11 protein-coding genes and 1 pseudogene are annotated in these 25,312 nt (G+C 42.7%); all 12 read left to right on the top strand.

The genetic code is table 11. The annotated features are described in order from the left end of the window. Positions 1 to 136 precede the first annotated feature (136 nt). Positions 137 to 316, top strand: coding sequence for a PID-CTERM protein-sorting domain-containing protein (locus tag ACO067_RS09525; RefSeq protein ID WP_421873408.1), 180 nt, complete (start codon positions 137 to 139; stop codon positions 314 to 316). A 136-nt stretch (positions 317 to 452) separates the two neighbouring features. Then, positions 453 to 629, top strand: a complete 177-nt coding sequence (locus ACO067_RS09520; RefSeq protein ID WP_421873406.1) for a hypothetical protein — start codon at positions 453 to 455, stop codon at positions 627 to 629. Positions 630 to 751: 122 nt separating this feature from the next. After that, positions 752 to 8,656, top strand: coding sequence for a hypothetical protein (locus ACO067_RS09515; protein ID WP_421873403.1), 7,905 nt, complete (start codon positions 752 to 754; stop codon positions 8,654 to 8,656). A gap of 65 nt (positions 8,657 to 8,721) precedes the next feature. Then, positions 8,722 to 8,901 carry a PID-CTERM protein-sorting domain-containing protein gene (locus ACO067_RS09510; protein ID WP_421873401.1) on the top strand — a complete coding sequence of 60 codons (180 nt, stop codon included), beginning with the start codon at positions 8,722 to 8,724 and terminating at the stop codon, positions 8,899 to 8,901. Between the two features lie 90 nt (positions 8,902 to 8,991). Then, positions 8,992 to 9,399, top strand: coding sequence for a hypothetical protein (locus ACO067_RS09505; RefSeq protein ID WP_421873399.1), 408 nt, complete (start codon positions 8,992 to 8,994; stop codon positions 9,397 to 9,399). Next, positions 9,399 to 10,319 (top strand): IS3 family transposase, encoded by a 921-nt coding sequence (locus ACO067_RS09500; RefSeq protein ID WP_421878294.1) that lies wholly within the window; start codon positions 9,399 to 9,401, stop codon positions 10,317 to 10,319. The genes ACO067_RS09505 and ACO067_RS09500 overlap by 1 nt, the downstream gene beginning before the upstream one ends. A 354-nt stretch (positions 10,320 to 10,673) precedes the next feature. Next, on the top strand, positions 10,674 to 12,239 hold the full coding sequence (locus ACO067_RS09495) for a LuxR C-terminal-related transcriptional regulator (RefSeq protein ID WP_421873397.1): 1,566 nt from the start codon (positions 10,674 to 10,676) through the stop codon (positions 12,237 to 12,239). Between the two features lie 129 nt (positions 12,240 to 12,368). Next, positions 12,369 to 17,621 carry a hypothetical protein gene (locus ACO067_RS09490; RefSeq protein ID WP_421873394.1) on the top strand — a complete coding sequence of 1,751 codons (5,253 nt, stop codon included), beginning with the start codon at positions 12,369 to 12,371 and terminating at the stop codon, positions 17,619 to 17,621. Positions 17,622 to 17,700: 79 nt separating this feature from the next. Further along, the gene (locus tag ACO067_RS09485; protein WP_421873392.1) at positions 17,701 to 17,880 is read left to right on the top strand and encodes a PID-CTERM protein-sorting domain-containing protein; all 180 of its coding nucleotides are present in this window, start codon (positions 17,701 to 17,703) and stop codon (positions 17,878 to 17,880) included. A 261-nt stretch (positions 17,881 to 18,141) separates the two neighbouring features. Then, positions 18,142 to 20,022, top strand: a complete 1,881-nt coding sequence (locus ACO067_RS09480; protein ID WP_421873390.1) for a tetratricopeptide repeat-containing sensor histidine kinase — start codon at positions 18,142 to 18,144, stop codon at positions 20,020 to 20,022. Then, a pseudogene (locus ACO067_RS09475) lies at positions 20,019 to 20,713 on the top strand (LytR/AlgR family response regulator transcription factor). The gene ACO067_RS09480 and the pseudogene ACO067_RS09475 overlap by 4 nt, the downstream one beginning before the upstream one ends. Before the next feature lie 111 nt (positions 20,714 to 20,824). Next, positions 20,825 to 25,201 (top strand): Ig-like domain-containing protein, encoded by a 4,377-nt coding sequence (locus ACO067_RS09470; RefSeq protein ID WP_421873388.1) that lies wholly within the window; start codon positions 20,825 to 20,827, stop codon positions 25,199 to 25,201. The last annotated feature ends 111 nt before the right edge of the window (positions 25,202 to 25,312 follow it).

Here is a 25,312-nt window from a genome sequence, read left to right as displayed (position 1 = left end):
GAACGTCATTCCACGGAAGGCTCTCAGATAGGAGAGTCTTACCGGGGAATCTGGTAGAGAAGATTCCCCTGGTCGGGTACCCCGATCTCCACACCGTTTCGTCGGAGAATGACGCCATTATAAAAACACTAAAACCATGAAAACTTTACTATACAAATCACTACTCGTTCTACCAGCATTACTACTCGTTTTACCAGCCATGGCCCAGCCAAGTGCACCACCAGCCACACCGATTGATGGCGGACTGAGCATCCTGCTGGCAGCAGGCGGAGCATATGGCATCAAGAAACTGCGAGATCATCGAAAAAGTCAATAAATAATTGATCGTCATTCCACGGAAGATTCTCATCGCTGAGAATCTTACCGGGGAATCTTATTGGAACAACGTGCGGAGACCAACCAGTCACGCCTCCAAAGGAATAGACAAAATCCCAGTATGACCAAATCTTGTCATGCTGAGTCACCAACGGGCGGAGGTGGCAGACAGTATAGGGCGTCCTGAATCTCCCGAAGCATCGGGACTTAGTCGAATTCAGGAATTGAACCGACCACATTCTGGCTTGCTGGAGTGGGTCGGTTCTTTATTTTTAGAAGAGGAGCTTCTGATATTTGAGTCTGTAACCAACTGAAAATCAATTGAATACAAAAACTACCCGACTGGGTAGGTGAAGAACTAGCCCATGGGGTCAGGTAGATTGCCTTTATAATCCGAGAATTTCACTGGCATAAACGCTCTAAAATTATTTATGCTATGAATTTCTACAAACGATCGAGTGTACCAGATGGCGCTCGTAAAATCACCACAACAAAAAGTACCAGGCTGGCTTGGCTGTTAATGCTATGCTTCTTTGGTAGTCTTTCACTGACCGGGCAGACCATCCTCAGTGAATTTGAAAACTTTAATACCGATGGCACGATCAACACCATGGCTCATGATGAAGCTAATAATATTTTGTATGTCGGTGGTAAGTTCACTCATATAGGAGATATGCATCGCAATGGTGCTGCTGTGAATAGCAGTACTGGCGCGGTTTCCTCAAGTTATCCAAGAATTAATGGACGAGTCAATGCAGCTATCTCTGATGGTTCAGGAGGCTTTTACATTGGTGGTTGGTTTTCGGAAGTGGGAGGCTTGACCAGAAATGGCTTTGCGCATATAAATAGCTCCGGTACGGTAACAGATTTATCACTCAATACCACTGGTGGTTACGTCGAAGCAATGGTACTCGATGGCAATGTGCTTTACATAGGAGGTTCATTTAACACTATTGGGGGAGAGTCACAACCAAAGCTTGCTGCTTATGATTTGTCGGCTGAAGCCTTTGTGGAATGGAATCCAACTGTAAACAGTACCGTGAGTGCAATGGCTGTTAGTGGAACCACGCTTTATATAGGCGGAGGCTTTAGTACGGTGGATGGAGAGTCCAGAGCAAATGTAGCCGCTTATAACACCTCTACAGGGGAGTTGACTACCTGGGCCCCAAATGTTAGTAGTACCGTTCGAGCTATAGCTACAGATGGTACAGAGGTATTTCTGGCTGGTCATTTCAGTACAGTTAATGGGGTCGCTGCTGGAAGAGTGGCATCGGTATATGCCTCTGATGGTAGCACCAATACGAATTGGTCATTTAATCAGGTTGGGGTTATTACCGCCATATTGGTAGATGGTGGTACATTGTATGTGGGAGGTGGTTTTACGTCCATGTATGGTGTTGCAAGAAGGGGTTTAGCTTCTTTTGACATTTCAACAGCAACGATTAACTCATGGAATCCGACCGTAATTGGTACAGTCTATAATTTAGCTATTTCGGGTACCACTATTTATGCGGCCGGTGGAGTATCCTCTGTAGGCGGAGAACAACAGCAATCAGTAGCTGCCATAAACACCAGTACCGGAGCGCTTGTATCATGGAATCCAGGAGCTGCGGGTCAGGCTTATGCGGTTGGTGTTTCAGGAACCGATGTATTCGTAGGTGGTGCTTTGTCAGCCATTGGGGGTGAAGCTAGAATGAGTCTTGCTGCTATTGATCTATCTACTGGGGATGTAACGTCATGGGCGCCCTACATCGAGCGAACAGGAAGTGTCTATAAGATTCTTAAAGAAGCAACAGCTGTGTTTGTGGGTGGAAATTTTGATGAGATCAATGGAACATCCAGGGAGAATCTGGGAGTAGTCAACGCTTCCACTGGATTGTTGTCATCTTGGGATCCTGCACCAAACAACAGTGTTGAAGATATGCTGATTGATGACACCTACTTTTATGTTTCAGGTTTATTTACAAGTATTGGTGGTGTTTCACAGTCCTATATTGCGAAAATAAATATCTCAACAGGTAATGTTGAAACCTGGAACCCAGGAGCTACAGGCGCGGTAAGGGAGATGGAATTTGGAGATAATACCATCTACGCTGGTGGATCTTTCTCTTCCATTGGAGGTCAAACGAGAAATAAAATTGCAGAAATTAATATCAGTGATGGGCTTGCTACAACCTGGGATCCTAACGCGGATGGAGATATTTATGCTTTAACTGTGGCTGAATCTGGATTAGTTTATGTGGGTGGTTTTTTTACTAATGTAGGTGGAAATGCTCGATCGAGAATTGCTGCAATAGATCCTTCTACTGGGAACTCCACTTCATGGGATCCTTCGGCCTCTTCGTCTTTGGTTGGTGCAATCGCAGTAGATGCAGGAGTAGTATATGCTAGAGGAACTTTCACTACGACTACATCAGGTCAAACAACGGATATTGGAGTTATTAATGAAGTAACTGGAGATGTTGAGGAATGGATCATCGATGGTGCTATACCATATTATGCTGATCTATTGGTGGATGACTTTAGTGTGTTTTTTGCAAGTTCCGGATTTTACTTAACCGATGGTTTTTTGAATGGGTTTGCTGCCTTTGAAAGATTTCCGGGATCGCCACTTAATATGGAACTAAGCAACAATACCGTCAGTGAAAATAGCACAAAAAACCCGGTAGGTGTATTAAGTACCACAGATGATCCAGGTGATACTCACGCATATACACTGGTATCTGGAGAAGGTGACGATCACAATGACTTTTTCAAAATAAGTGGGTCCGGTCTTTATCCAAAAGTTGCTCTTGATTTTGAAACTATGCCTTCTGCTTCAGTTCGCATCAGATCCACTGATCAGAATGGCTATTATTTGGAGGAAGTATTTGTTATCACGGTCACCAATGTGATCGAAAGTGGCAATGACATTCTGGCGTTTAGCTTTGCAGAACAAACTACTCCGGCAGTTATCAATAATACTAATCATACCGTATCTATCAACGTGGCTCCCGGAACGGATCTGACATCTTTGCTTCCTTCAGTAGAAGTGAGCTCTGGTGGTAACTACTCACCTACAACAGCTCAAAATTTTTCATCGCCTGTGAATTTTTCGGTAACGGCTGAGTCTGGAGTTAGCCAGAATTGGACAGTGACTGTTACTGATTTACTTGCAGGTGATTATCTCATAGGTTCTGGCGGAGATTACACCACGTTATCGGATGCTTTTGATGCACTGGAATCCATTGGAATTGCTGCTGATGTGAATCTCAAAATCATGGATGGCCATGAGGAGGTAGGCGTTTATTTTGAATACCTCTATGGATATGTTGGAAGCGATCAGTTCACTACCACTATTACAGTAGTGGATGGTGCCACCACGGCTAGTGTACAGTACCATTCCTGGTATGTCCGAGGGGTTAAAAACCTGATCATTGATGGTAAGGACATTTTGTCAATTAAGTCAGTTTCATCTAACTACAACATCATTTTTGAAGACGATGATTCAGCTAATCCATGCGAGAATATCGAGGTAAAGAATATGGTTGTTCACTATGGAAAGCGTTTTGTGGAAGCTAGAGAGGTTGATTATATCAGTGTTCATGATAATGATATTGTGATAGATGACCCGTCAAGCCCGGTTATTGCTACTACTACAGTTTGCACCAGTGCTGACATATTTAACAATACATTTTTGTTGACTAATGTGGATGGTGGAATTGCGATCGCCACTAGAACAACAGGTGTCTCCAATGTCTATAATAATACTATTTCGGCCACTGGGGAGCATACTTCCGGAATACTCGTTCAGCCTTCAGGTTCTGCGAACGTGTTTCACAACACCATTTATTTGAATGTATCCTATACGTTTGATCTATCTTATGGTCTTATGATTTTCGGCACTGGAGAAATGGATATCCGCAATAATATCATCCAGATGGAAGGTAATGGCGAAATGCAGGGATTCTACATTTCCGGATCGGCAAATACCAATGATTTAACTTTTACAGCTAACAATTTCCATCTTCCATTTGTAAGCTCTCTCCAGAGTTATGGACTACTCGGAGGTAATTATGCTGAATCTGATCAGTGGGAAACTTTCATCACAGCCTATCCTGGCCATACCAAGTATGATGTGGACTTTGTGGATGCAGCCAGTGGAGATTTGAATTTATCGGGTACATCATTATCTGCAGGTGCATTGAGAGGAGTTGTAGTTGGTGTGTCAAAGGATATTTTAGGCACCACCCGAAGCACTCAAGGTCCTTCTCTTGGCGCATATGAATATGCCAACATTGCCACTGATATTATGTCATTTTCAGTGCCAGAGCAGGCCATATCTTCGATCATTGATTATGATAACCATACGGTAAAGCTTGTTCTGAATTCAGGAGACCCGACAACTCAGATACCAACAGTTACAGTTAATTCTGGAGGATCCATTAGTCCACTAAGTGGGGTGTCTCAAGACTTTGCAAGTACTGTGACCTACACAGTAACTAGTGAAACAGGAGCAAATCAAGATTGGGATGTTTCTTCTCGTTTGGTAAATACAGAGTCCAATATATTGACATTCACTATGGAGGATCAGACTTCTCCGGCAGTAATCGATGTAGCTAATAAGACTGTAACAGTGGAGGTGGCCGAAGAGGCTTCTTCAACTTTAACTGCTACCTACACAGTGACTGAGGGAACAACGCGAAATTATGGGCCTGAGTCAGGAGTAGCATACAGTTACACTTCAAGCTCTGCCAATCTTGGACTAAGAGCAGAAGACGGAACCAACTCCGTTTGGACGATTATTATTTTGAAACCTGCTATTGCTGGAGGAACATATACCGTGGGGACTGGTGGAGATTATGAGACACTAAAAGAAGCCGCGTTGGAATTGAGCTGGAGAGGAGCTACCAGTCCGGTAAATCTGGAATTGCTCCAGACTCAAACTACTGCTAGCAATCAAACAGCAATTTTTGCGGAACCAGCTAATGGAGCAACTTTTGAACTTAGCATCTACCCGGCTAGTGGTGTCACCGATGTAACAGTCGTGGAGTTTATTGATATCAATGGATTTGATGATTTGACCATCGATGGAAAGGGAGAGTTAACACTTACCACTGAAGAGTTTACATCACATTATCCAATTGATGTGTTTGGTGCAAATAATATCACAGTAAGAGATCTAACGGCTAAGGCATCTTATGGTATTATGACAACTTCGAGTTCCTCTAATATTTTGGTTGAGAATTGCTTAATAAGACCTGTAGAAACTATTTCAGGTGAGCGGAGGGGAATTTATATTCAACCTAACAATGTAGACGTGACTATAAGAAATAATGTGTTTTATTATGATGCATTGGTGAATGGAACTTATCTCACAGTAGCTCAGGTTGGTGGCACAAATCTCAAGTTCTATAACAATGTGATTTATGCTAACCCAACTGGGGCAGTATCCATAGTCGGAATTAATGCTGCTTCTTTAGCAACCACAATGATTAGTCATAATACTATCCTGATAGAAGGTGCTGGAGATGGAGATGAGTATTTAACGGGATTATATGCACATGGAAGTGGGGATGCTACTTTCCAAAATAATGTGATTTCCGTTACCAGAGACGCTGGTATAAGATCAGCTATTGGTATGGACTGGGGAAGTTTGAGCACAACAAATGTGTCAAATAATAACATCTATTTGCCAGATAATGGCCATTCCAGGGTGCCAATTGAAGTAGCTGGAGTGAGTTATAATGAAACCGATTATGGAACTCTAGGCCTTACCGGGATGACTTTCGACGCACCAATATTTACGGATGTCGCTGCAATGGACTTCTCTTTGTCATCTACTAATTTAACTTCAGAATCATTTCGAGGTACGCCTGTTGCAGAGATCACTGAAGACATAGAAGGTACAACCCGAAGCACATATGCTCCTGCAAAAGGTGCTTATGAGCATCCAAATACATTTACTAGCCTCTTATCATTTGATGTATCTGGCCAGGATGGGGATGAGGTGATTTTCGGCACGTCTATTACACTGGATGTAGAAGCCGGAACGGACATTTCTGCTTTGCAGCCGACCATCTCACTTTCTCCTGGAGCTACAGTTAGCCCAGCTAGTGGAGCCACAGTAGATTTCACAGATCCAGTAGATTTCACAGTCACAGCAGAGGCAGGAAACACCGAGGTTTATACGGTTACTATTACTGAATTAAACGGTGCTCCAGATGACCTATTCATTACCAGCACCTCCATTGATGAGAATGCCGGTGACAATGCTGCAGTAGGCACCTTGTCTACGGACGATCCAAATAGCTCAGATATCCATACTTATGCATTGGTTTCAGGGCTTGGTGATAACAGCAATGCCTTATTCGAAATTGATGGAGATGTCCTTCGTGCCAAATCTTCCTTTGATCATGAATCCATTTCGAATCCAATTTATATCAGAATCAGAAGTACAGATCAAGGTGGCTTATTTACAGAGGTTACCTGGGAGATCACGGTAAATGATATAACCGAAGCACCTACAGATATCATTCTTGATAATGCCTCAATAACGGAGAATAATAGTATCGATGCAGTAATTGGGGCATTCACCGCTACTGATGAGGATGAGGGTGAGGATTACACATTCACTCTGGAAGACAATGCGACTTATCCAGACAATACTTCGTTTGATATTGTAGATGGAGAGCTCCTTGCCAGCGAAATGTTTGACTATGAGTCTCAAAACTCATATACCATCAATGTTCAGGTAAGTGATGGGACTTTCACCTACTTAGAGGAATTCACTATCACCATTATTGATGATACAGTTGAACCGCTAATCTGGACAGGTACTGCATGGCTGAATGGTACTCCTGGAGCCGGGACTGATGATGTAATCATCGACGGAGACTACAATACGACAGACGATGGTACCCTTGAAGTAAATAGTCTGGTAATCAACTCAGGAAAAACCCTGACCGTAGCTCCTGATAACTACCTGTATGTGGTGGGAGACATCACCAACGATGGATCTCTAGTGGTGGAGTCTGGTGCCGACCTGATGACACATGAAGCTGGTGATTTCACTGGAAATGATGCGATCATCAAGCGCAATACACGCTATGCTGACGGACGATATAGTTTTGTGGGGACTCCAGTTCAACAAACGGCAAATGTGACAGATGCAACACTTGGTTCATTTGTATACAGCTATGATGAGAGCCAGGCTTTTGATCCAAACGATGGGCTGGATCGATGGATTACTCATAGTGGTCAGCTGGTGCCGGGTGTAGGCTATACGCAGGCCAATCAGCAGGAGATCATCTTTGAAGGAGTCCCAAATGTAAGTACTGTCAATGTAAACGGAACGTACACTGGAACTTACGATGATGGTGTGAATGAAGAGAACGAAGGTTGGGTATTCGTTTCCAATCCTTATGCTACTGCTATTGAAGTGGGGGACTTCCTGGCTCAGACCAATATAGAAGGGGCTGTGTATATCTGGGATGACAATGGTTCGGACAATGGCAGAGGTACTAATGCGGACTACATCATCGCTAATGGAACGGTTGCCATCAACACCACGCCAACTCCGGCAGGAGGAGCTTCCCGATACAACGGCAATCTTGGTTCGGCCCAGGGCTTCTTTGTAAAACTTGTTGATGACTCGGATACTGAAATCACATTCACTCCTGGCATGCGGATAGTGGGCAGCAATGCCGATGACAACTTCTTCCGTACAGCTGGTACTCCAGCTTATGTCCGTGTGAACCTGACAAATGAGCAGGGATTGTTCAAACAAGCTATAGTTGGTCGTATTGGAGGAATAAGTGATGATCAATTTGATCGCAGCTTTGATGCGAAGGTGTTCAGTTCTAAAGCAGCAGATTTGATCTACACGTTAAAGGATGACAAAGCTTTGGCCATACAAGGGATCAGCCATGAACGCGAGGTGGTCCAGTTAGCTTACAATGTAGCTGAAGCAGGCGTTTACACCATTGAGCTTGACTTGACCAATGCCCAAGGCGAAAGTTTCTATCTTCTGGACAAGCAAACGGAAGAGACGATCGACTTAAGCAGAGAAAGTTACAGCTTCAATTCAGCTGCAGGCCAGTTCACTGATCGCTTTGAGTTGGTAACTAATGCAAGAGTACTCGGGTTAGAAACCAATGACATTCAGGTTTACGCCTACGAGCAGACGGTCTACATCAACCTACCCGAAGGTACGGAAAGATCCTTCGAGTTGATTAGCCTGGATGGTCAGCGATTGTTGAGCAGAAAACTCAGCAGGTCTGCTAAGATCGAAACGAATCTCCCGGCAGGTGTCTACATCGTCACCGACGGAGAACAATCACATAAAATCATTTTGAAATAAATACCTATAGCCTCAAGTCCCCTCCTCGGAGGGGATTTAGGGGTGGGTTCTAAAACACTAAAACCATGAAAAATCTACTATATAAAACCCTACTTGTTCTTCCAGCATTGCTTCTTGTTCTTCCAGCAATGGCCCAGCCCAGTGCACCACCAGCCACACCGATAGACGGTGGCTTGAGCATCCTGCTAGCCGCAGGTGGGGCTTATGGCATCAAGAAGCTGCGAGATCACAGGAAAGGTCAATAATCATTTCCTCTTTCCCCTCCTTGTATGAGGGAGGGTCATTAAGAATCTGACTTGTCCTGAAATGAGTTTACACAAAATGTAAACTAAAAAATGGACAAAACTAATATTAGGACAGGTGGCTCGATTAGCTGGGCTGAACGTGAAGAGATGATCAAGGAGTATCTGTCAGGCTGCTATTCCAAAATTGAGCTTTGGAAAAAATATACTGGACAGACAGAAGAGCACGGTCAGCTCCTCAATTGGATGCGGAAACTAGGTTATATCCAGGGAGATCCTAAGTTAAAACAAACGAAGTTGGTATCTTCACCTCGACAGCAGTTTACAATATTGGATAAACCAGAAAACGATAAAGACCCGGTAGAGCTTCAAAAGAAGATCAAGGAACTAAAGAAGCAATTGGAAGTAGCTCAGCTCAAAGTAGAGGGCTATGAGTTGATGATTGACATTGCTGAAAAAGAGCTAAAAATACCTATTCGAAAAAAGTCCGATACCAAGTAATAACCACCTTAAAGGAAAGGCATCAACGAGTTGCCCTGGGACGTTTATGCCTATTATTTGGTATTACCAGACAATCATATTACCAACATTACTGGAATGTTGAAGAAACAACGTTTGAACATCATTTGATTATTAATGAAGTGAAAAATATTCGTCAAAGCCATCCACGTATGGGTACTAGAAAATTGTATGAATTACTTGATCCGTTCATGCTTGATCATCAAATAAAAATGGGTAGAGATGCTCTTTTTAATCTTTTAGCTGACAATAATTTGCTAGTCAAAAAAAGAAAAAGAAGGGTTTATACTACAAACTCATCTCATTGGTTGAAAAAATATCCAAACCTGATAAAGGAGTTTGTTCCAACATCTTCTAATCAATTGTGGGTCAGCGACATCACCTATTGGAAAATGCTTAATGGATATTTATACATCAGCTTTATTACAGATGCGTATTCCCATAAAATAGTGGGTTATTCTGTCTCAGAAACATTAGAAGCTATTGCCTCCATTAAGGCTCTTGAAATGGCTATAACATCGCTAAAGAATCCTGCAGAAAACCTTATCCATCACTCTGACAGAGGAATACAATATTGCAGTAGTGAGTATGTAAAGCTATTGCAGGATAATGTTATTCAGATCAGCATGACCGAAAACAGTGACCCTTTGGAAAATGCTGTTGCTGAACGTGTAAATGGTATTATTAAAAATGAATACCTCGAGTGCTATGAGGTTAACAATTTGAAAGAAGCACAACAGCTACTTGAAGAAGTTGTACGGCTGTATAATGAGCAGAGGCCTCACATGAGTATTTCAAATAAGAAACCTTCTCAGGTACATAATTCGGATTCTTTGAAAGTATCCAGAATATGGAAGAATTATTATCCGAATTCAACAACTGTAAACCTAGAATCGGATTAACCAAAAATTGTAAATAAATAATAGGACGTATCTTTTAACTTGTAAACTTATTTTAGGACGGGTCAATCGTTCATAGTAGCTATTCCGATGAAGGGGAGTCTTTCGAGAAGAGACACCTCATTCTTCGGGATGATGAAGAATACACAGAATGGTGAGGAGGCACCAACCAGTCACCCTCACAGGACAAAGACAGAATCCCAACATGATATGTCATGTTGGAGCCATCGACAGGCGGAGATGGTATACAGCATAGGGCGTCCTGGATCGATGTGAATCGCATTCGGGAATTTTAACCGACTTCTTTAAGGGGTCGGTTTTTTTATGTGTTTCCACAAATACGGCTATTTTAGTCAGATGAAATTTGACCGGCTATTACCGATTCGTAAATCTGCCAACATTGTAATCGTATTGATTGCAGTACAACTGGTTGGCGCACAAGCCATATCTGATCTTGAGCTTATCAATAAAGCCTATGATGCTCAAAATCCGAATGAATCACTTAACCTTCTACAGCAGGTTAATGATGTTGATAAATTAGCCGATACGCTTAGAAATAAATACTACCTCGCATCTGGAATTGCATATGGACAGCTAGGCAAAGGCGACTCATCCATATATTATTTAACTAAGTGTGTTGATGCCGCCAAAGTATCAAAGGATGATTATACCCTGATGAGGGCTTACAATTCAATAGGTGTACTATCTCGAATACAAGGAGATCATGAGCGATCATTGGGTGCTTTCCAAAATGCAGAGAAGATTGCGCTTGAGAATGCTGGTGAGTTACGTTTTCAAGAGGCCAAATCTGACATCATCGGGAACATTGGGGGAATATTTTATCAACTGAAAGATTACCAATCTTCCTGGCTGTACGCAAAAAAGTCTCTTGACAATTCATTGCAGACTGCAGATACTGCTGCCATCGGGAATGGCTATCTGATGTTAGCCATAGTTAGTGAAGCTCTAGACTCTATAAGACAAAGTATCAATTACAATAAGCAAGCGCTAGCTTATCTAGAAGTAGCTGATGACATTAATTCATTAGCCTATGTTGAAAATAATCTTGGGGACCTTTATCAGAGTGATCAGAAATATAAAGAAGCACTCATTCATTATCTGAGGGCGACTAAATATGCACTTACACTAGGGGATGCAGAGACTCAAGCTCATACAAATCTTTCTGTTGGAAACTGTTATTTGCAATTGGGTCAATTATACAAGGCAAAGGATTTTGCGATGACGGGTTTAAAAATTGCTGAACAGGGAAAGTATCCGATTCACTCCAAAAATGCCCACAATTTGTTATTCAAGGTTGCCAGACAAAGCGGAGATTATAAAAAAGCACTGGAGGAAAAACTATTATCTACTGCTATTAATGATTCGTTGAATGCAGCAGAAGCAATGGAACGTTTGGCAGATGTTGAGGCCAGGTACGAGACAGAGAAAAAGCAACAGCAAATAGAATTACTTACGACTCAAAACGAACTTTCGGCCATTAGCCTGGAGAAGAAAAGTAGAGAGCAAATGACTGTTATCATTGGGGCCATTGTTCTTTTGATCATAGGGCTTTCGGTTACATATTTCATCATTCGTCAGGCAAGATTGAAGGAGAGATTGCTGACTGAAGAAACGGACAATTTGCGTCTTAGAATAACCTCTTTAATTGAGCAATCCCCAGAGGCACCAGAGATCGATTTAGAGGAACTCAACAAGCGATTACTTACTCCGCTTACTGAGCGTGAGTTTGAGATTTTTGAGCTGGCTATTTCCCAGCACTCCAATAGTGAAATAGCTGAAAAAGTGTTTCTTTCTGTCAACACCGTAAAGTTTCATCTAAAGAAAGTTTATGAAAAACTGGGTGTTGCCAATAGAAAGGAAGCACTACACTTTGCTATAAAGCAAGAAAAACCCACCTTATAAGCATCTGATTATCAGCACCTAATAAAAACTACCCCATGGGGTAGTGGCATTACTACCCTATTTGGATAGCAGATCCAAGGGTCCACCTCACCAATTTCACGGCATAAAACGCTCTAAAAATTTTATGCTATGAATAATTATTTAATACCAAAGACACACGTGCCTATTTACAGCAGGCTTCTACTCTTCACATTGTTTTGTGCGCTGATATCATTCAAAGTTCACGCTCAAAATGTAACCATACCTGATGCGAATTTTAAAGCCGCTCTCTTAGCGCACGATCCAGTAATTGATATCAATGGAGATAGTGAAATACAAATAGCTGAAGCAGAAGCCTACACCGGAGAGTTGAATCTGGTGGCAAAGAGTATCAGTGATGATACCGGGCTCGAAGCTTTTGTCAATCTTACTAAGTTGCAGATATCGACCAACAGCCTCACAAGTTTTGATGCCACACCATTCTCAGATTTGACATTGCTCAACATTGGCAATAATAGTCTGACCACTATTGATCTCTCTCTTAATACGGTATTGGATACTCTTCTCATATTTGGCAATGGCCTGACTGCCCTAGATATCTCTAACAATCTCGAATTGGTACGACTAGATGTCCGACAGAATCAGTTAACAAGTCTGGATTTTTCGGCAAATACAGCCTTGACAGCTCTCCTGTACAGTGATAACCCATTTGTAACCATACCTGATTTCACTTTGCTTCCTGGATTAGAAGTGCTGGCTTGTGGAGGTCTGGGTTTGACTTCCATAGATGTAAGTACACTTACCAATCTTGATTTTTTGACCATTAGTGATAATCCCATTAGTGCTATTGATCTTTCTCAGAATACAGGTCTTCAAGGGATAGGTGCCGGAGGCACCTTTATCAAGCACTGGGATTTTTCTGGGTTTTTCAATTTGACAAGTGTTGATTTCAATTCTTCCAATTCCAGTACAGAGAGCCTCTTAGAGACGATCAACTTAGTCAATGGAAATAATGAAGCAATTACTTTTATAAGACTTGACGGCAATGATAACCTGACATGCGTACAGGTGGATGATCCTACTGATCCGTTCCCCAATGCCACTTTTACGAGATTCGGAGACTTTGATAATTTTTCGGATGACTGCTCTGGGTCTCTTTCCTATGGATATGGTGAATTAGAGTTAGCAGGGACTGCATCACTAGCGGCAAGTATTAATCCATCTGGATCAGAAACGGGCTTCATATTTAGTGATGATGGGACAGAGGTATTTTTCTCTACATTCAATAGCAATTACAGAGTTAATTCACGCATGCTATCGGTTCCTTTCGATCTGTCAAGCAGTATGACAGATGGGCCTACTATTAGTTTCCTCCAGTCTTTCGTCATTGGTTCTTTACTGTTCAATTCTGATGGATCTAAGTTTTACTTCGCTGGCGATGCTTATACGCACAGTACTGCTGGCACTACGGTCAGTATATACCAATATGGATTGGGTAGTGCCTACGACTTATCGGACGATACATTTGAAGCCACATTGGATATCACCGAACCTAGTGGTGGAGATGTTCAGCAGATAGCATTCAACAATGACGGAACGAGAATTTTTGTACTCTTTGAAGACTCAGGTAATCAGTCAGAGATATATCAATTTGATCTGAGTACAGCCTATGATCTGAGTTCTGCGACTTTAGCCGGGACTTCAGGTCAGTTGGCTATATTCTCCGGCACAGGCTTGGCCTTTAATTCGTCTGGTGACAAACTGCTCCTCACATCTCAGAATGGAACGTTAATACATACGTATGACGTAGAAACTTCATTTGACATTACTTCCAACTTAACAGAAGCCAACGAACCTTTCGAAGTAAACAGTGGCGGCACAGTAGGTTCTTTTCCTCAGGATCTTTTCTATGCTGAATCCGAAGGGAAACTTTTCGTAGCTGCAGCAAACACAGGTATCCATGAGTTTGACCTTGCTGAAAATGGATTTCAAGAAACTGAGACTAATGATGGTTCAGTGGATGGATCCATTGTGGTGAGAATTACGAATGATTCCTTCAGTAACCCTTCAGGTACGTTGACGAATAGTACTGATTATTCAATCAACAATCTGCCAACCGGTTTGATCCCTATCGTTACCGTAAGCGATGATGGCACTGCCGCCACGCTTACGCTCTCTGGAAATGCGCAAAACCACCTAGCTATACATAGTGTAGCTGATCTCACTTTTACATTTGAAGATTCTGCGTTTGGGTCAGGAGATGCTTCTCTTGTATCCAACGCTACTAACGCTTCAAGTGGATTTGGTATCTCTTTTGAAAACGGCCTTAGGGAATTGGCCTACAGTCATATATCTGTCCAAGATGAGTTTTTGGAAGTCCTAAACAATGGCTCTGTGGAAGGGGAGCTCAGTATTGACCTAAGTGGCGATACTTTCGTAAATGCTGGTAGTGCTCTTGTTTCTAGCACTCACTATAATATTAACAATCTTCCTGCTGGTTTGATACCAGAGCTGGAAGTGGCTGTAGATGGTCAATCAGCAACGCTATCTTTCAGCGGAAGGGCTACGAACAACCAAAACGCAGATGACATTGCCAGCTTGGTTTTCACCTTTACTGATGCAGCTTTCACCTCAAGTGTAGCTGATGACGTCCAAAATGCCGTCATGCATGCAAGCGGCTTTGGGATTGACTTTAGAAATAATGATAACCCTTCTCTTGTTTACGGATCAACCTTTGATCCATCTGAAACGCTTTATCGAGGAGAAAATTTTGACTACACAGCAGAAGACATGTCACCTAGTGCTTTTGATTTCAATGATAACGGAACACGTTTATTCATTCTGGGTGGGGATAACGATGCGGTTTTTCAGTACGACCTATCTACTGCCTACGACCTATCTACAGCAGAATATGGTGGCAATTCATTTGACGTTTCCAATGAAGAGGACAATCCATTTGGTATGGCGTTCAGCAGAGATGGATCAAAGATGTATATCGTGGGAAATACCGACGCAATTTACCAGTATTCCCTTTCGAATCCATTTGACATTTCATCTGGTGTAACACCTGATGGTAATCCTTTAGATGTAACTTCTGAAGATATTCAGCCTCTTGAATTAACGTTTAGTCCAGACGGAAGCAAACTGTATATGCTAGGTGGATTTGGGAAAGAGGTGAATCAATACAGTTTGGCAACTCCCTTTGACATCACTTCAGGTGTAACGTTTGATGGTACGCCATTCGGCTTTACTCAAGAAAATAATCCAAGCGGTATAGTGATTTCTAACGATGGGTTTAAGCTGTTTATCTCTGGAAACCAAGGAGATGATGTAAATGAATACATGCTAAATGTGCCTTTTGATCTGACAAAAGGTGCAACGTATGTCGGGAATTTCAGTTTTAGGAGTGAAGATGACCTCATAGGTGACATAGCATTTAGTCGAGATGGTACTCAGCTATTTGTTACTGGATCTAGATACGATCGTATTTTTAAATACGAACAAAATGATCTTAATTTTTACAAGTCTCCTACAAATGCAACTATGTTGCTTGGAAGTGCCACAATTCATTTGATAGACGAAACTTTTACGAATGCGGGAACTACACTTTCGGTAAGTGACTACTCTATTAGTAACCTCCCAAACGGACTTACGCCAATACTCACTGTAAGTGACGATGGTTTTAGTGCTACACTGACGCTCTCGGGAAGTGCAACAAGCAATGCATATGTAGACGGGCTGATTTTTACGTTTGAAAACAGTGCATTCACTGGAAATGACGCATCCATATTCAACAATGTCACAAGTTTCAATAGTGGCTTTACTGTAGACTTTCAAGACATTACCTGGGATGGCTTTTCCTGGAACAATGGAACTGGGCCAATAGCAACTTCCAGCGCGATTATTAATGGAAATTACACAATTGAAAACGAAACTACCTTCGAAGCAACTGATCTCACGGTCAATTCGCCGGCGGTTTTAACCATCGAAGGATCAGGAAACTTGGAGCTTGGTGGGCTGCTACTCAACAATGGCGATATCCTGATGGAGTCCTTCTCCTTCGTTGAAATAAGTACGGATCTTTTCAACTTTGGGAGTATAATTGCTCAGTCAGGGTCAACACTGATCACCTATGATGGTCATTCTGTAACAGGAAATCCAATAGAGATTAGAAGAGAAACACGTTACGCTGATGGCAAATACAGTTTTGTTAGCTCACCGGTGGAGCAAAGTGCAAGTGTCACAGGATCAGATCTGGGAGCACATGTCTACAAATACGACGAAGCTGCGTCTTCTGATCCGAATGCACTGAGTCGCTGGATTGGCGCAGCTGCAGATGAGCTAGTCCCTGGGAAAGGGTATACACAAGCCAATAGGAAGCTACTTTCATTTGAGGGAATACCAAACTCAGGTACTATTAATTATACTGCTTCAGCCACTCACGATGGCTATCACCTAGTAGGAAATCCATACCCTGCAGCCATTGATGTAGATGCATTCATAGATGGGAACGGTGCTACCACGGAGACAATTTACATCTGGGATGACAATGGGTCCGATACCGAGAGAGGCTCTAACAGCGATTACATTGTCGTGACAAAATCCGGAGCCACCAATAATGGAGACCCAGATGTCAGTCGATGGAATGGCCACATTGGTTCCATGCAAGGTTTTTTCATCCAGATGGATGGATCAGCAGGTACTGTGACTTTTACAGAAGAAATGCGTGTGACTGGAAACAATGCAGACGCTAACTTCTATCGTACAAGCATTGATTCGAATCCACTCGCAAGAGTTAATCTGACCAATGAAGACGGCTTGTTTAAACAAGCGGTCATCGCCTGGAACGAAGAGGTGAGTGATACAGAGTTGGCAAAAGGCTACGATGGCAAAGTATTTGGCACCAGCGGAGCGAATATGCTCTACACAAAAAAAGGTGAACATGATCTGGCCATCCAAACGATCACAAGTCAAAAAGAGGTGATTCCACTTACTTATCAAGTAGAAGAAGCAGGGGTTTACTCCTTGCAGCTGGATCTTCAGGAAGCACAGGGTCAATTGCTTTACCTGAGAGACAAGCATACCGAAGAAACGATTGACTTAAGTGGAGAAAGCTACAGCTTCAACACAGCTTCAGGTCAGTTCACAGATCGCTTCGAATTGGTGACCAACATGAGAGTACTAGCTCTTGACGGAAGTGAAATCCAGGTCTATGCTCATGAGCAAACGATCCACATCAACATGCCGGATGGTGAAGAGAAAACCTTCCAGTTGATCAGTATCGATGGTCAGCAGTTGATGTCCAGAAAGCTGAGTCGCTCAGCCCAGATCCAAACGAATCTTCCGGCAGGTGTCTACATCATCACTGACGGAGAGCATTCACACAAAATCATTTTAAAATAAACTTTCTCCGATAGACCCCTCTCCTTTAGGAGCGGTCCGACGACTCGGGGGGGTGGGGTGAGGTTAAAAAGATAATATCATGAAAAATCTATTTTATAAATCAATCCTTGTTTTACCAGTCTTACTATGTGCACTACCTGCATTGGCGCAACCTTCAGCTCCTCCAGCTACTCCTATTGATGGCGGGTTGAGCATCCTATTGGCTGCTGGCGGTGTCTATGGAATTAAAAAGTTGAGAGATCACAGAAAGAGCAATTAATAGGAAGTCCCTCTCCTCGAGGAGAGGGGTTGGGGTGAGGTGATAGACAGAATCCCAACATGATATGTCATGTTGGAGCCATCGACAGGCGGAGGTGGCAAACAGCATAGGGCGTCCTGGATCGATGATGATTCGTATTCAGGAATTAAGCCGGCCACTTGCGAGAAATCGTGAGGGCCGGTTTTCATTTGTTGTGTCCAGGCGAAAAATTACAAGCCATTTGTGTATTTTTAGGAGTTACTCTTCCTAAGCAAAGACTGAATGAGATTTTTCTTTTGTCTATTTATAATGTTCCCCACTTTGACTTTTTCGCAATCAATTAAGTGGGACAGCCTGAGAAATCATATTGATTCTAAATCTGATACAGCCAAAATCAGCGCACTCTATTTGAGTGCATACAACCTTTCCTCGGAGTTTCCAGATAGTGCTGTGGTACTTGGTAAGCGTGCCCTGTCACTCAGTCAAGAGTCTAATTACTTACGGGGCCTGGCTGAGAGCTATAATAATGTTGGTACGGCTTTCAGAACATTAAGCCAATTTGACTCTGGTAGAGTTTACTATCAGATGGCAATTACTTATTTTGAGAAGATCAAGGATGAGAAAGGGAAGGCTGTTGCATTAAATAATCTAGGTTATCTGGAACAAGATCTAGGAAATTATGAAGAGGCCTCTGAATACCTCCTTCAATCAATAGCAATTAATGAGCGTATTGGAAATCTCGAATTGCTGGGCTCAAATTTCATTAATCTGGGGATTGTGCTATCCAATATTGATAGAGTGGACGAAGCATTAGAATATTATCGAAAAGCCATTCCAATAAAAGAGGAAGCGAAGGATGATAAAAGCCTTGGTAATGTCTATAACAATATCGCCATTGAATTCAGAAAGCGAAAGCAGTACGATTCAGCTCTCCAGTACAACAAACTTGCAATCAAATATAGAAAACAAGCAAAAGCATACAGAGATTTGGCTGCAAGCTCAAGCAATCTGGGGATTCTATATTATTACTTGGGTAAAAAGGATTCTACACTTATTCTTTTCAAAGAAGCTCTTAAGACCTATGAGAAGATAGGGGAGCAAAGAGAACTAGCACGCACTTATTTTAACATTTCGGAGCTTTATAGGATGCAAGAGCAATATGGGTCAGCACTCACGAATTTGGAGCTTAGCCTGGAGGGAGCCCGAAAAGCTAATAGTAAAGAACAAATAAGAGATGCGCTTCTTGGTTTGGCAAGAGTAAATGCCAGTACGAATGATTACGCTTCTGCCTATAAGTACCGATTGGATTATGAATTATACAAGGACAGTTTGCTGAATGATAGGAATAACAAGACTGTATTGGAGCTGACGGAAAAGTATGAGTCTGAGAAGAAGGATAACCAAATCACAGAACTGGAACTCAATCAACAAACAAGTAAGTTGCTTCTGGCAAAATCTGAAAACGAACGAAATATTCTTATTGCTATTTCGGCAGTTGTACTTCTTGCAGCCGTATTGCTCTTCCTTTTATTTAGAAGTAAAAGAAGATCGTTAAGGGAGCGTGAAATCCTGCTAAAAGAAATTCATCATCGTGTGAAGAATAATCTCCAAATTATCTCCAGCCTGCTCAACTTACAGGCTGGTTCGTTGGAAGATGAAGCTGCCGCCAGTGCTGTGAAGGAAGGGCAACATCGGGTAAAATCAATGGCTCTAATCCATCAAAAGCTGTACAGCGAAGAGGATATTAGGGGTGTAGATATTCAGGATTACTTCGAAAACCTGCTTTCTGCTCTTTTTGCCGCGTTTGGAGTAAGCCATGTTGATCATCAGGTAAACACTAATGGCATCAAACTGGACATTGATACGGTAATTCCGATTGGATTGATTGTCAATGAACTCATTACGAATTCTATAAAGTATGCTTTTGCTGGTAAAGAAGCCGGAGTGTTAAATATTGATCTTACCGAGACCTCCGGTAGGCTGGAACTAATTGTTCGAGACAGTGGAGAGGGGATGGATGAAGTGGCTTTAAAAACCTCCAATTCTTTTGGCTGGAAAATGATAAAATCTCTTTCTCGAAAGCTAAAAGCTGAGATAAATATAATAAATGATCAAGGGACGGCTGTTCATTTGATTATGCACAAGTATAAGTTAGTGGTATGAGTAAACCCACCATTCTGATTGTGGAAGACGAACCGCTTATTGCTGATGACATTGCGGAGACCTTAGAAGCTAATGGATTTACAGTTTGTGACATTGTAGATGAGGCTGAAGATGCCTTAAATGCAGTAGCCAAGTACAGCCCGGATCTGGCTTTGCTAGACATCAATATTGAAGGTGACCAGGATGGAATTTCGCTGGCTGAGCAGCTTTCAATACCATTTATTTTTCTAACATCATACTACGACAAAGCAACCCTTGAACGAGCGGGTAAAACAAACCCATCAGGGTATCTGGTGAAGCCATTTCAAGAAAATGACCTGATTGCCAATGTCGAGTTAGGGCTGAATAGAAAGCGGATCATCACCAAGAGTAATAGTGCTCCTGAGAAGCTATTTGTTAGAAAAGATCAGGAAATCATTTCTCTCATGTCAGATGAAATCCTTTATGCAGAAGCGTTTGATAATTATACCAATGTGTACACTGAGGGTAGCAAATACATTATCAGCCATACGCTGAAGAGTGTGGAGGAAAAACTGCAACACCTGGATTTTTTAGAGTCCACCGTTCATTCCTGATCAATTTCCATGCAATCGACAGTATTTCAGAAAATTATGTCTTTTTGAAAGGACACAAGGTGCAAATAAGCAAGTCGTATCGTAAGGAACTTATGGACCGGCTCACGCTGATTTGATTCACTAAATCGATTGGTCATCCTACTAGGATAAATGGTCATCCTACTAAATTGTCTTGTTATAATTATCTCAGGAGGACGAATTTGAATCCTTAATTCAATTTACGTCCTATGAAATTTTTACTATTATTTTCTGCTGCTTTACTACTTTCATTGCAGCCACTGAGTGCCCAATTGGCCGATAAGTGGTCCGTTTCCTACAGTAACCCCAATGGTCCGGGATCTATAGAAGTAGCCGATGTGCTTTCCGATTCCAATGGTGATGTATACATACTCGCGACAGTATTTACTGGTTCTGATTATGACGCGCATCTTTTAAAGTACGACTCGGATGGTAATAAGGATTGGGAAAAAGTCTACTCCACTGCACATGGAAGTTCTGAAGAGCATGGAGTAGCACTAACCTTTGACGATTCAGAGAACATCTATGCGCTGATCAATATCAACCCTGACGATGCAGTAACAACAAGCCAAAATGGATATGCTGTCAGAAAGTACAATTCCTCCGGAACACTCTTGGGCTCTACTGAGTCAGTTGGTATGATTGGGTCTGTTTCTTCCGATATCACTTTTCTCAACTATCTCAACACTAGCTCGAACATTTATGTAAGTGCTCACAAACAAGTGTCAGGTGAAGCAAACAATGTGAGAATAGTTAGATACACCACGGATGTCACATTTTCTGATGACGTAGAGTATGGAGGTACCTCAGATGAGATTTCTGGACATATCTATGTCGTTGGTGGAGGGGTGTATCTCAGTTACTACAGTGGCTCCACAGTTGGCTTTGTGGGTTATGGCTACTCGTTCAATAGTAGCTCATCTACTGCAGGAGGAGATGAAAGTTTTGATGCAGGCTCGGCTGTCAGTGAAATCCTGAATGGAGGAATCATTGGCTCAAATTATTTCATTGTTGCTGCGATGGCTAACGGCACCACCAGTCTGGTTTATTTGAGTACCTCCTTTGCAGAATCCAGCGTTATCATTCCCAGCACCTATACCATTCATGATGTCTTGATTGATGATAAGATTGTTTTAACGGGTTCGAAAACAGTCTCCGGACATGAAGAACTTGTGTTCTTAAATTATTCTGGCCTCACAAAATCGGATGAAGTGCTATTCGATGCAACCCATGGTTCGTCAAGCACAGTAGGTTATAGCATTCATGAAAATGATGCCGGAGGCTACGACGTGGGAGGGATCATCTTGGCCGATGGAAGCACCTATACAGGGTCAGTCACATTTACAGGATCAGATGGTACATATAGTCAAGGCATTGCTTCACCTTATACTTCGGTGAGTTCCACTACTCCAGCTTTCATGATGAATGGCGTCAATGATGACAATATTATTGTTGCTGAAACAGGGACAGGTATTAGGCTTTATGCCCAATGTGATGCTCCTACCATTGATTTGGGTGAAGATTTTACATCCACTGAAGGCGAAACAGAAACACTAGGAAGCGATCTGCCATCAGGGATGACCTATTCCTGGTCCACAGGAGCTTCCAGCAAAACCATCGATGTAACAGAAGATGGTACATACAGTGTGACGGTTACGAATTCCAATGGATGTTCCTCATCTGATGAAATCATCGTCGACTTTTTGCTACCTGCTCCCGCTAAACCTACCATGTTGCAACCCACCATTGAGCAGTCTGGCTCTCCATATGCGGATGTAGGTATACACTGGTCTAATGACGATCCCTTAGCCACCAGTCATGTAGTAAGTCAGGTTTATCCGGATTTAGGAAGTGAATTTACATCTGAGTACTCATCCACATCCAATTCACAGGTTATTGAAATCAGCTCCGGAACTTTTTCGCGTTTTAGTGTTGCTTCGAAAAATGATGACGATGTAACCGGAGGCTCAACTCCTTTTTTCTCTTTAAATGGCTGCACGGAGTATACGATGCAACAGATGGAAACATATCTCGTGAATCTGAGTGTCGCTGGATCAGGATCTATTGAAGAGGGGGGAACGGGTACCTATTCATTGACTGGTTTTACTCCAGGAGAAGATGAATTAAGCTCCTTTTTTGAATGGACTTTTCCAGAGGGATGGGAGATTACAGAGTATTCTCAAATAATGGTGAAAGTGGCTGTGGCCGAAAATGCTTCTAGCGGTCAAGTGAGTGTAGTGATTCGAAATGTATGTACGGGAGAAGCTACGGCAGCCATTACCAAGACCGTTTATGCTGTGAAGGACCAAACCATAACCTTCGACCAACCGTCAGATATGCAGTTGGGAGATGAAGCGATTAGTCTTGGAGCCACTGCTTCTTCAGGTTTGGAAGTTTCTTATTCACTGAATAATGACAATGCAGAGCTATCTGGTAGTTTTTTGATCGCAAAACACGCCGGAGACGTTATTGTGACCGCATGTCAAGCCGGGAATAGTGAATACAATGCTGCTGAAAATGTGGAGCGAACTGTTACTATTTTGAAAGGAGATGATGAGATTTTCTTTGAATCACTCGATGAGGTGGTTTGGAACGCAGATGATCTTGATTTGAGTGATGAGAGTAGCTCCAGGTCTGATAGAGATATCACCTGGTCAGGTTCTGATTCTGAAATTGCATCAGTGAGCAGTAGTGGCATAGTCAATCTCCATAAGCCTGGTACAATTACGATTACAGCAAGCTTGACGGCCAATGATGATTGGAATGCTCCTGAGAATGTTGAGCAGGTGTTGACGGTAACCAAAGCTGGTCAGACAATCACTTTTGACCCATTACCAGACAAAACAGAAGGAGATCAGAACTTTAATCTGAGCAGTTATGCAAACGCGAGCTCTGGTCTTGCTCTGGACTATCAAAGTGATAATGCATCGGTTGCTTCCATTTCGAACGGACAGTTAGTCATCGAAGGTCCGGGTACTGCCACCATTAGAGCATCACAAGCAGGAAATGATTACTATTTCGCTGCTCTAGATGCTGAGCAGATGATTACCGTCACAGAAGGAACGTATATCTGGGAAGGCGGCATTTGGAATCTAGGTGAGTCTTCATCGCCGAGCCTGATTCCGGATAATACAGATAATGTAGAGATTCGCGAGAATTATGCATTCTCTATACAAGGTCTCTTTGCCGCCAAAAACCTCACGATCACCACTACAGGGAGTGTCAGTGTGAACAATGGTTCGGCACTTGAAGTGAAGGAGAACCTAATCAATAATGGCAGTATGACGATCCATTCAGGCTCCTCGCTGTTAACTTATGATGGCTTTTCGGTTTCTGACAACATTACTTTTAAGCGCAACACCCGCTATGCCGATGGCAAGTACAGTTTTGTGGGAACACCCGTAGAGCAGGATGCCAGTATCACCGGAACTGATTTGGGAGCTCATGTCTACCAATACGATGAAGCGGCTTCCTCCGATCCCGATGCACTGGCTCGATGGATTGATGCTTCTTCCAATGAACTAGTTCCAGGTCAGGGCTATACCCAGGCCAATCAACAACTCATTGAGTTTACCGGACGGCCAAATGATGGCACCATCAGCTACACCACCTCCAGGGTTAATGATGGCTACCATTTGGTCAGCAATCCCTATCCAGCGGCCATTCACGTAGATGATTTTATTGATGGCAATGCAGACATTACTGGTACTATTTACATCTGGGACGACAATGGCTCTGATACAGGAAGAGGATCAAATAGTGACTACATAGTCGTGACCAAAACAGCCGCTACCGATAACAACGGCCCAGACAATGAAGCCCGGTGGAACGATCACATAGGAGCGATGCAGGGCTTTTTCATCCAAATGGATGGAGCCCCTGGAACAGTGAGCTTCACAGAATCTATGCGGGTATCAGGCAGCAATGCTGACGAAAACTTCTTCAGAACAAGTAGCACCTCATTGCCCGTTGCCAGAATTAATCTGACCAATGAAGCGGGACTCTTCAAGCAGGCAGTAATTGGCTGGAATGAGGAGGTGAGTGATACCGAACTGACAAAAGGCTATGATGGGAAAGTGTTTAGTACAAGTGGAGCCAATATGCTCTATACGATGAAAGGTGAGCATGCCCTGGCGATCCAAACCATCACCAGCCAGAAGGAGCTGATCCCACTGACTTACCAGGTGGAAGAAGCGGGAATCTACACCTTCTCTCTCGATTTGGATGCGGCTCAAGGACAAACCCTCTACCTCATAGATAAGCACACAGAAGAGACCATCGACTTAAGCAGAGAAAGTTACAGCTTCAACTCAGCTGCAGGCCAGTTCACCGATCGCTTCGAGCTGGTAACCAATTCAAGAGTACTCGGGTTAGAAACCAATGACATTCAGGTTTACGCCTACGAGCAGACAGTCTACATCAACCTACCCGAAGGTACGGAAAGAACCTTCGAGTTGATTAGCCTGGATGGCCAGCGACTGTTGAGCAGAAAGCTCAGCAGGTCTGCTAAGATCGAAACGAATCTCCCGGCAGGTGTCTACATCGTCACCGACGGAGAGCAATCACACAAGATTATTTTGAAATAGAAGTCAAAAGCCCAAAAAGATGGTCATTCTGAATTTATTTCAGAATCTATCGAGATCGTTCAGGTCGCTATTAAAGAGATCCTGACATTCCATGCGGAACAAGTTCAGGAT

The sequence above is a fragment of the Marinoscillum sp. genome (assembly GCF_965229915.1).
Classification (GTDB): domain Bacteria; phylum Bacteroidota; class Bacteroidia; order Cytophagales; family Cyclobacteriaceae; genus Marinoscillum.
Note: the sequence above shows the minus strand (reverse complement) of the source record. Positions and strands in the feature narration are given on the sequence as shown.

Excerpts from the sequence above, each read along its gene's own strand:
- ACO067_RS09520 (WP_421873406.1), top strand. The coding sequence starts at position 453 with ATGCTGAGTCACCAACGGGCGGAGGTGGCAGACAGTATAGGGCGTCCT.
- ACO067_RS09505 (WP_421873399.1), top strand. The coding sequence starts at position 8,992 with ATGGACAAAACTAATATTAGGACAGGTGGCTCGATTAGCTGGGCTGAA.
- ACO067_RS09480 (WP_421873390.1), top strand. The coding sequence starts at position 18,142 with ATGAGATTTTTCTTTTGTCTATTTATAATGTTCCCCACTTTGACTTTT.
- ACO067_RS09495 (WP_421873397.1), top strand. The coding sequence starts at position 10,674 with ATGAAATTTGACCGGCTATTACCGATTCGTAAATCTGCCAACATTGTA.
- ACO067_RS09525 (WP_421873408.1), top strand. The coding sequence starts at position 137 with ATGAAAACTTTACTATACAAATCACTACTCGTTCTACCAGCATTACTA.
- ACO067_RS09470 (WP_421873388.1), top strand. The coding sequence starts at position 20,825 with ATGAAATTTTTACTATTATTTTCTGCTGCTTTACTACTTTCATTGCAG.
- ACO067_RS09485 (WP_421873392.1), top strand. The coding sequence starts at position 17,701 with ATGAAAAATCTATTTTATAAATCAATCCTTGTTTTACCAGTCTTACTA.
- ACO067_RS09490 (WP_421873394.1), top strand. The coding sequence starts at position 12,369 with ATGAATAATTATTTAATACCAAAGACACACGTGCCTATTTACAGCAGG.
- ACO067_RS09515 (WP_421873403.1), top strand. The coding sequence starts at position 752 with ATGAATTTCTACAAACGATCGAGTGTACCAGATGGCGCTCGTAAAATC.
- ACO067_RS09510 (WP_421873401.1), top strand. The coding sequence starts at position 8,722 with ATGAAAAATCTACTATATAAAACCCTACTTGTTCTTCCAGCATTGCTT.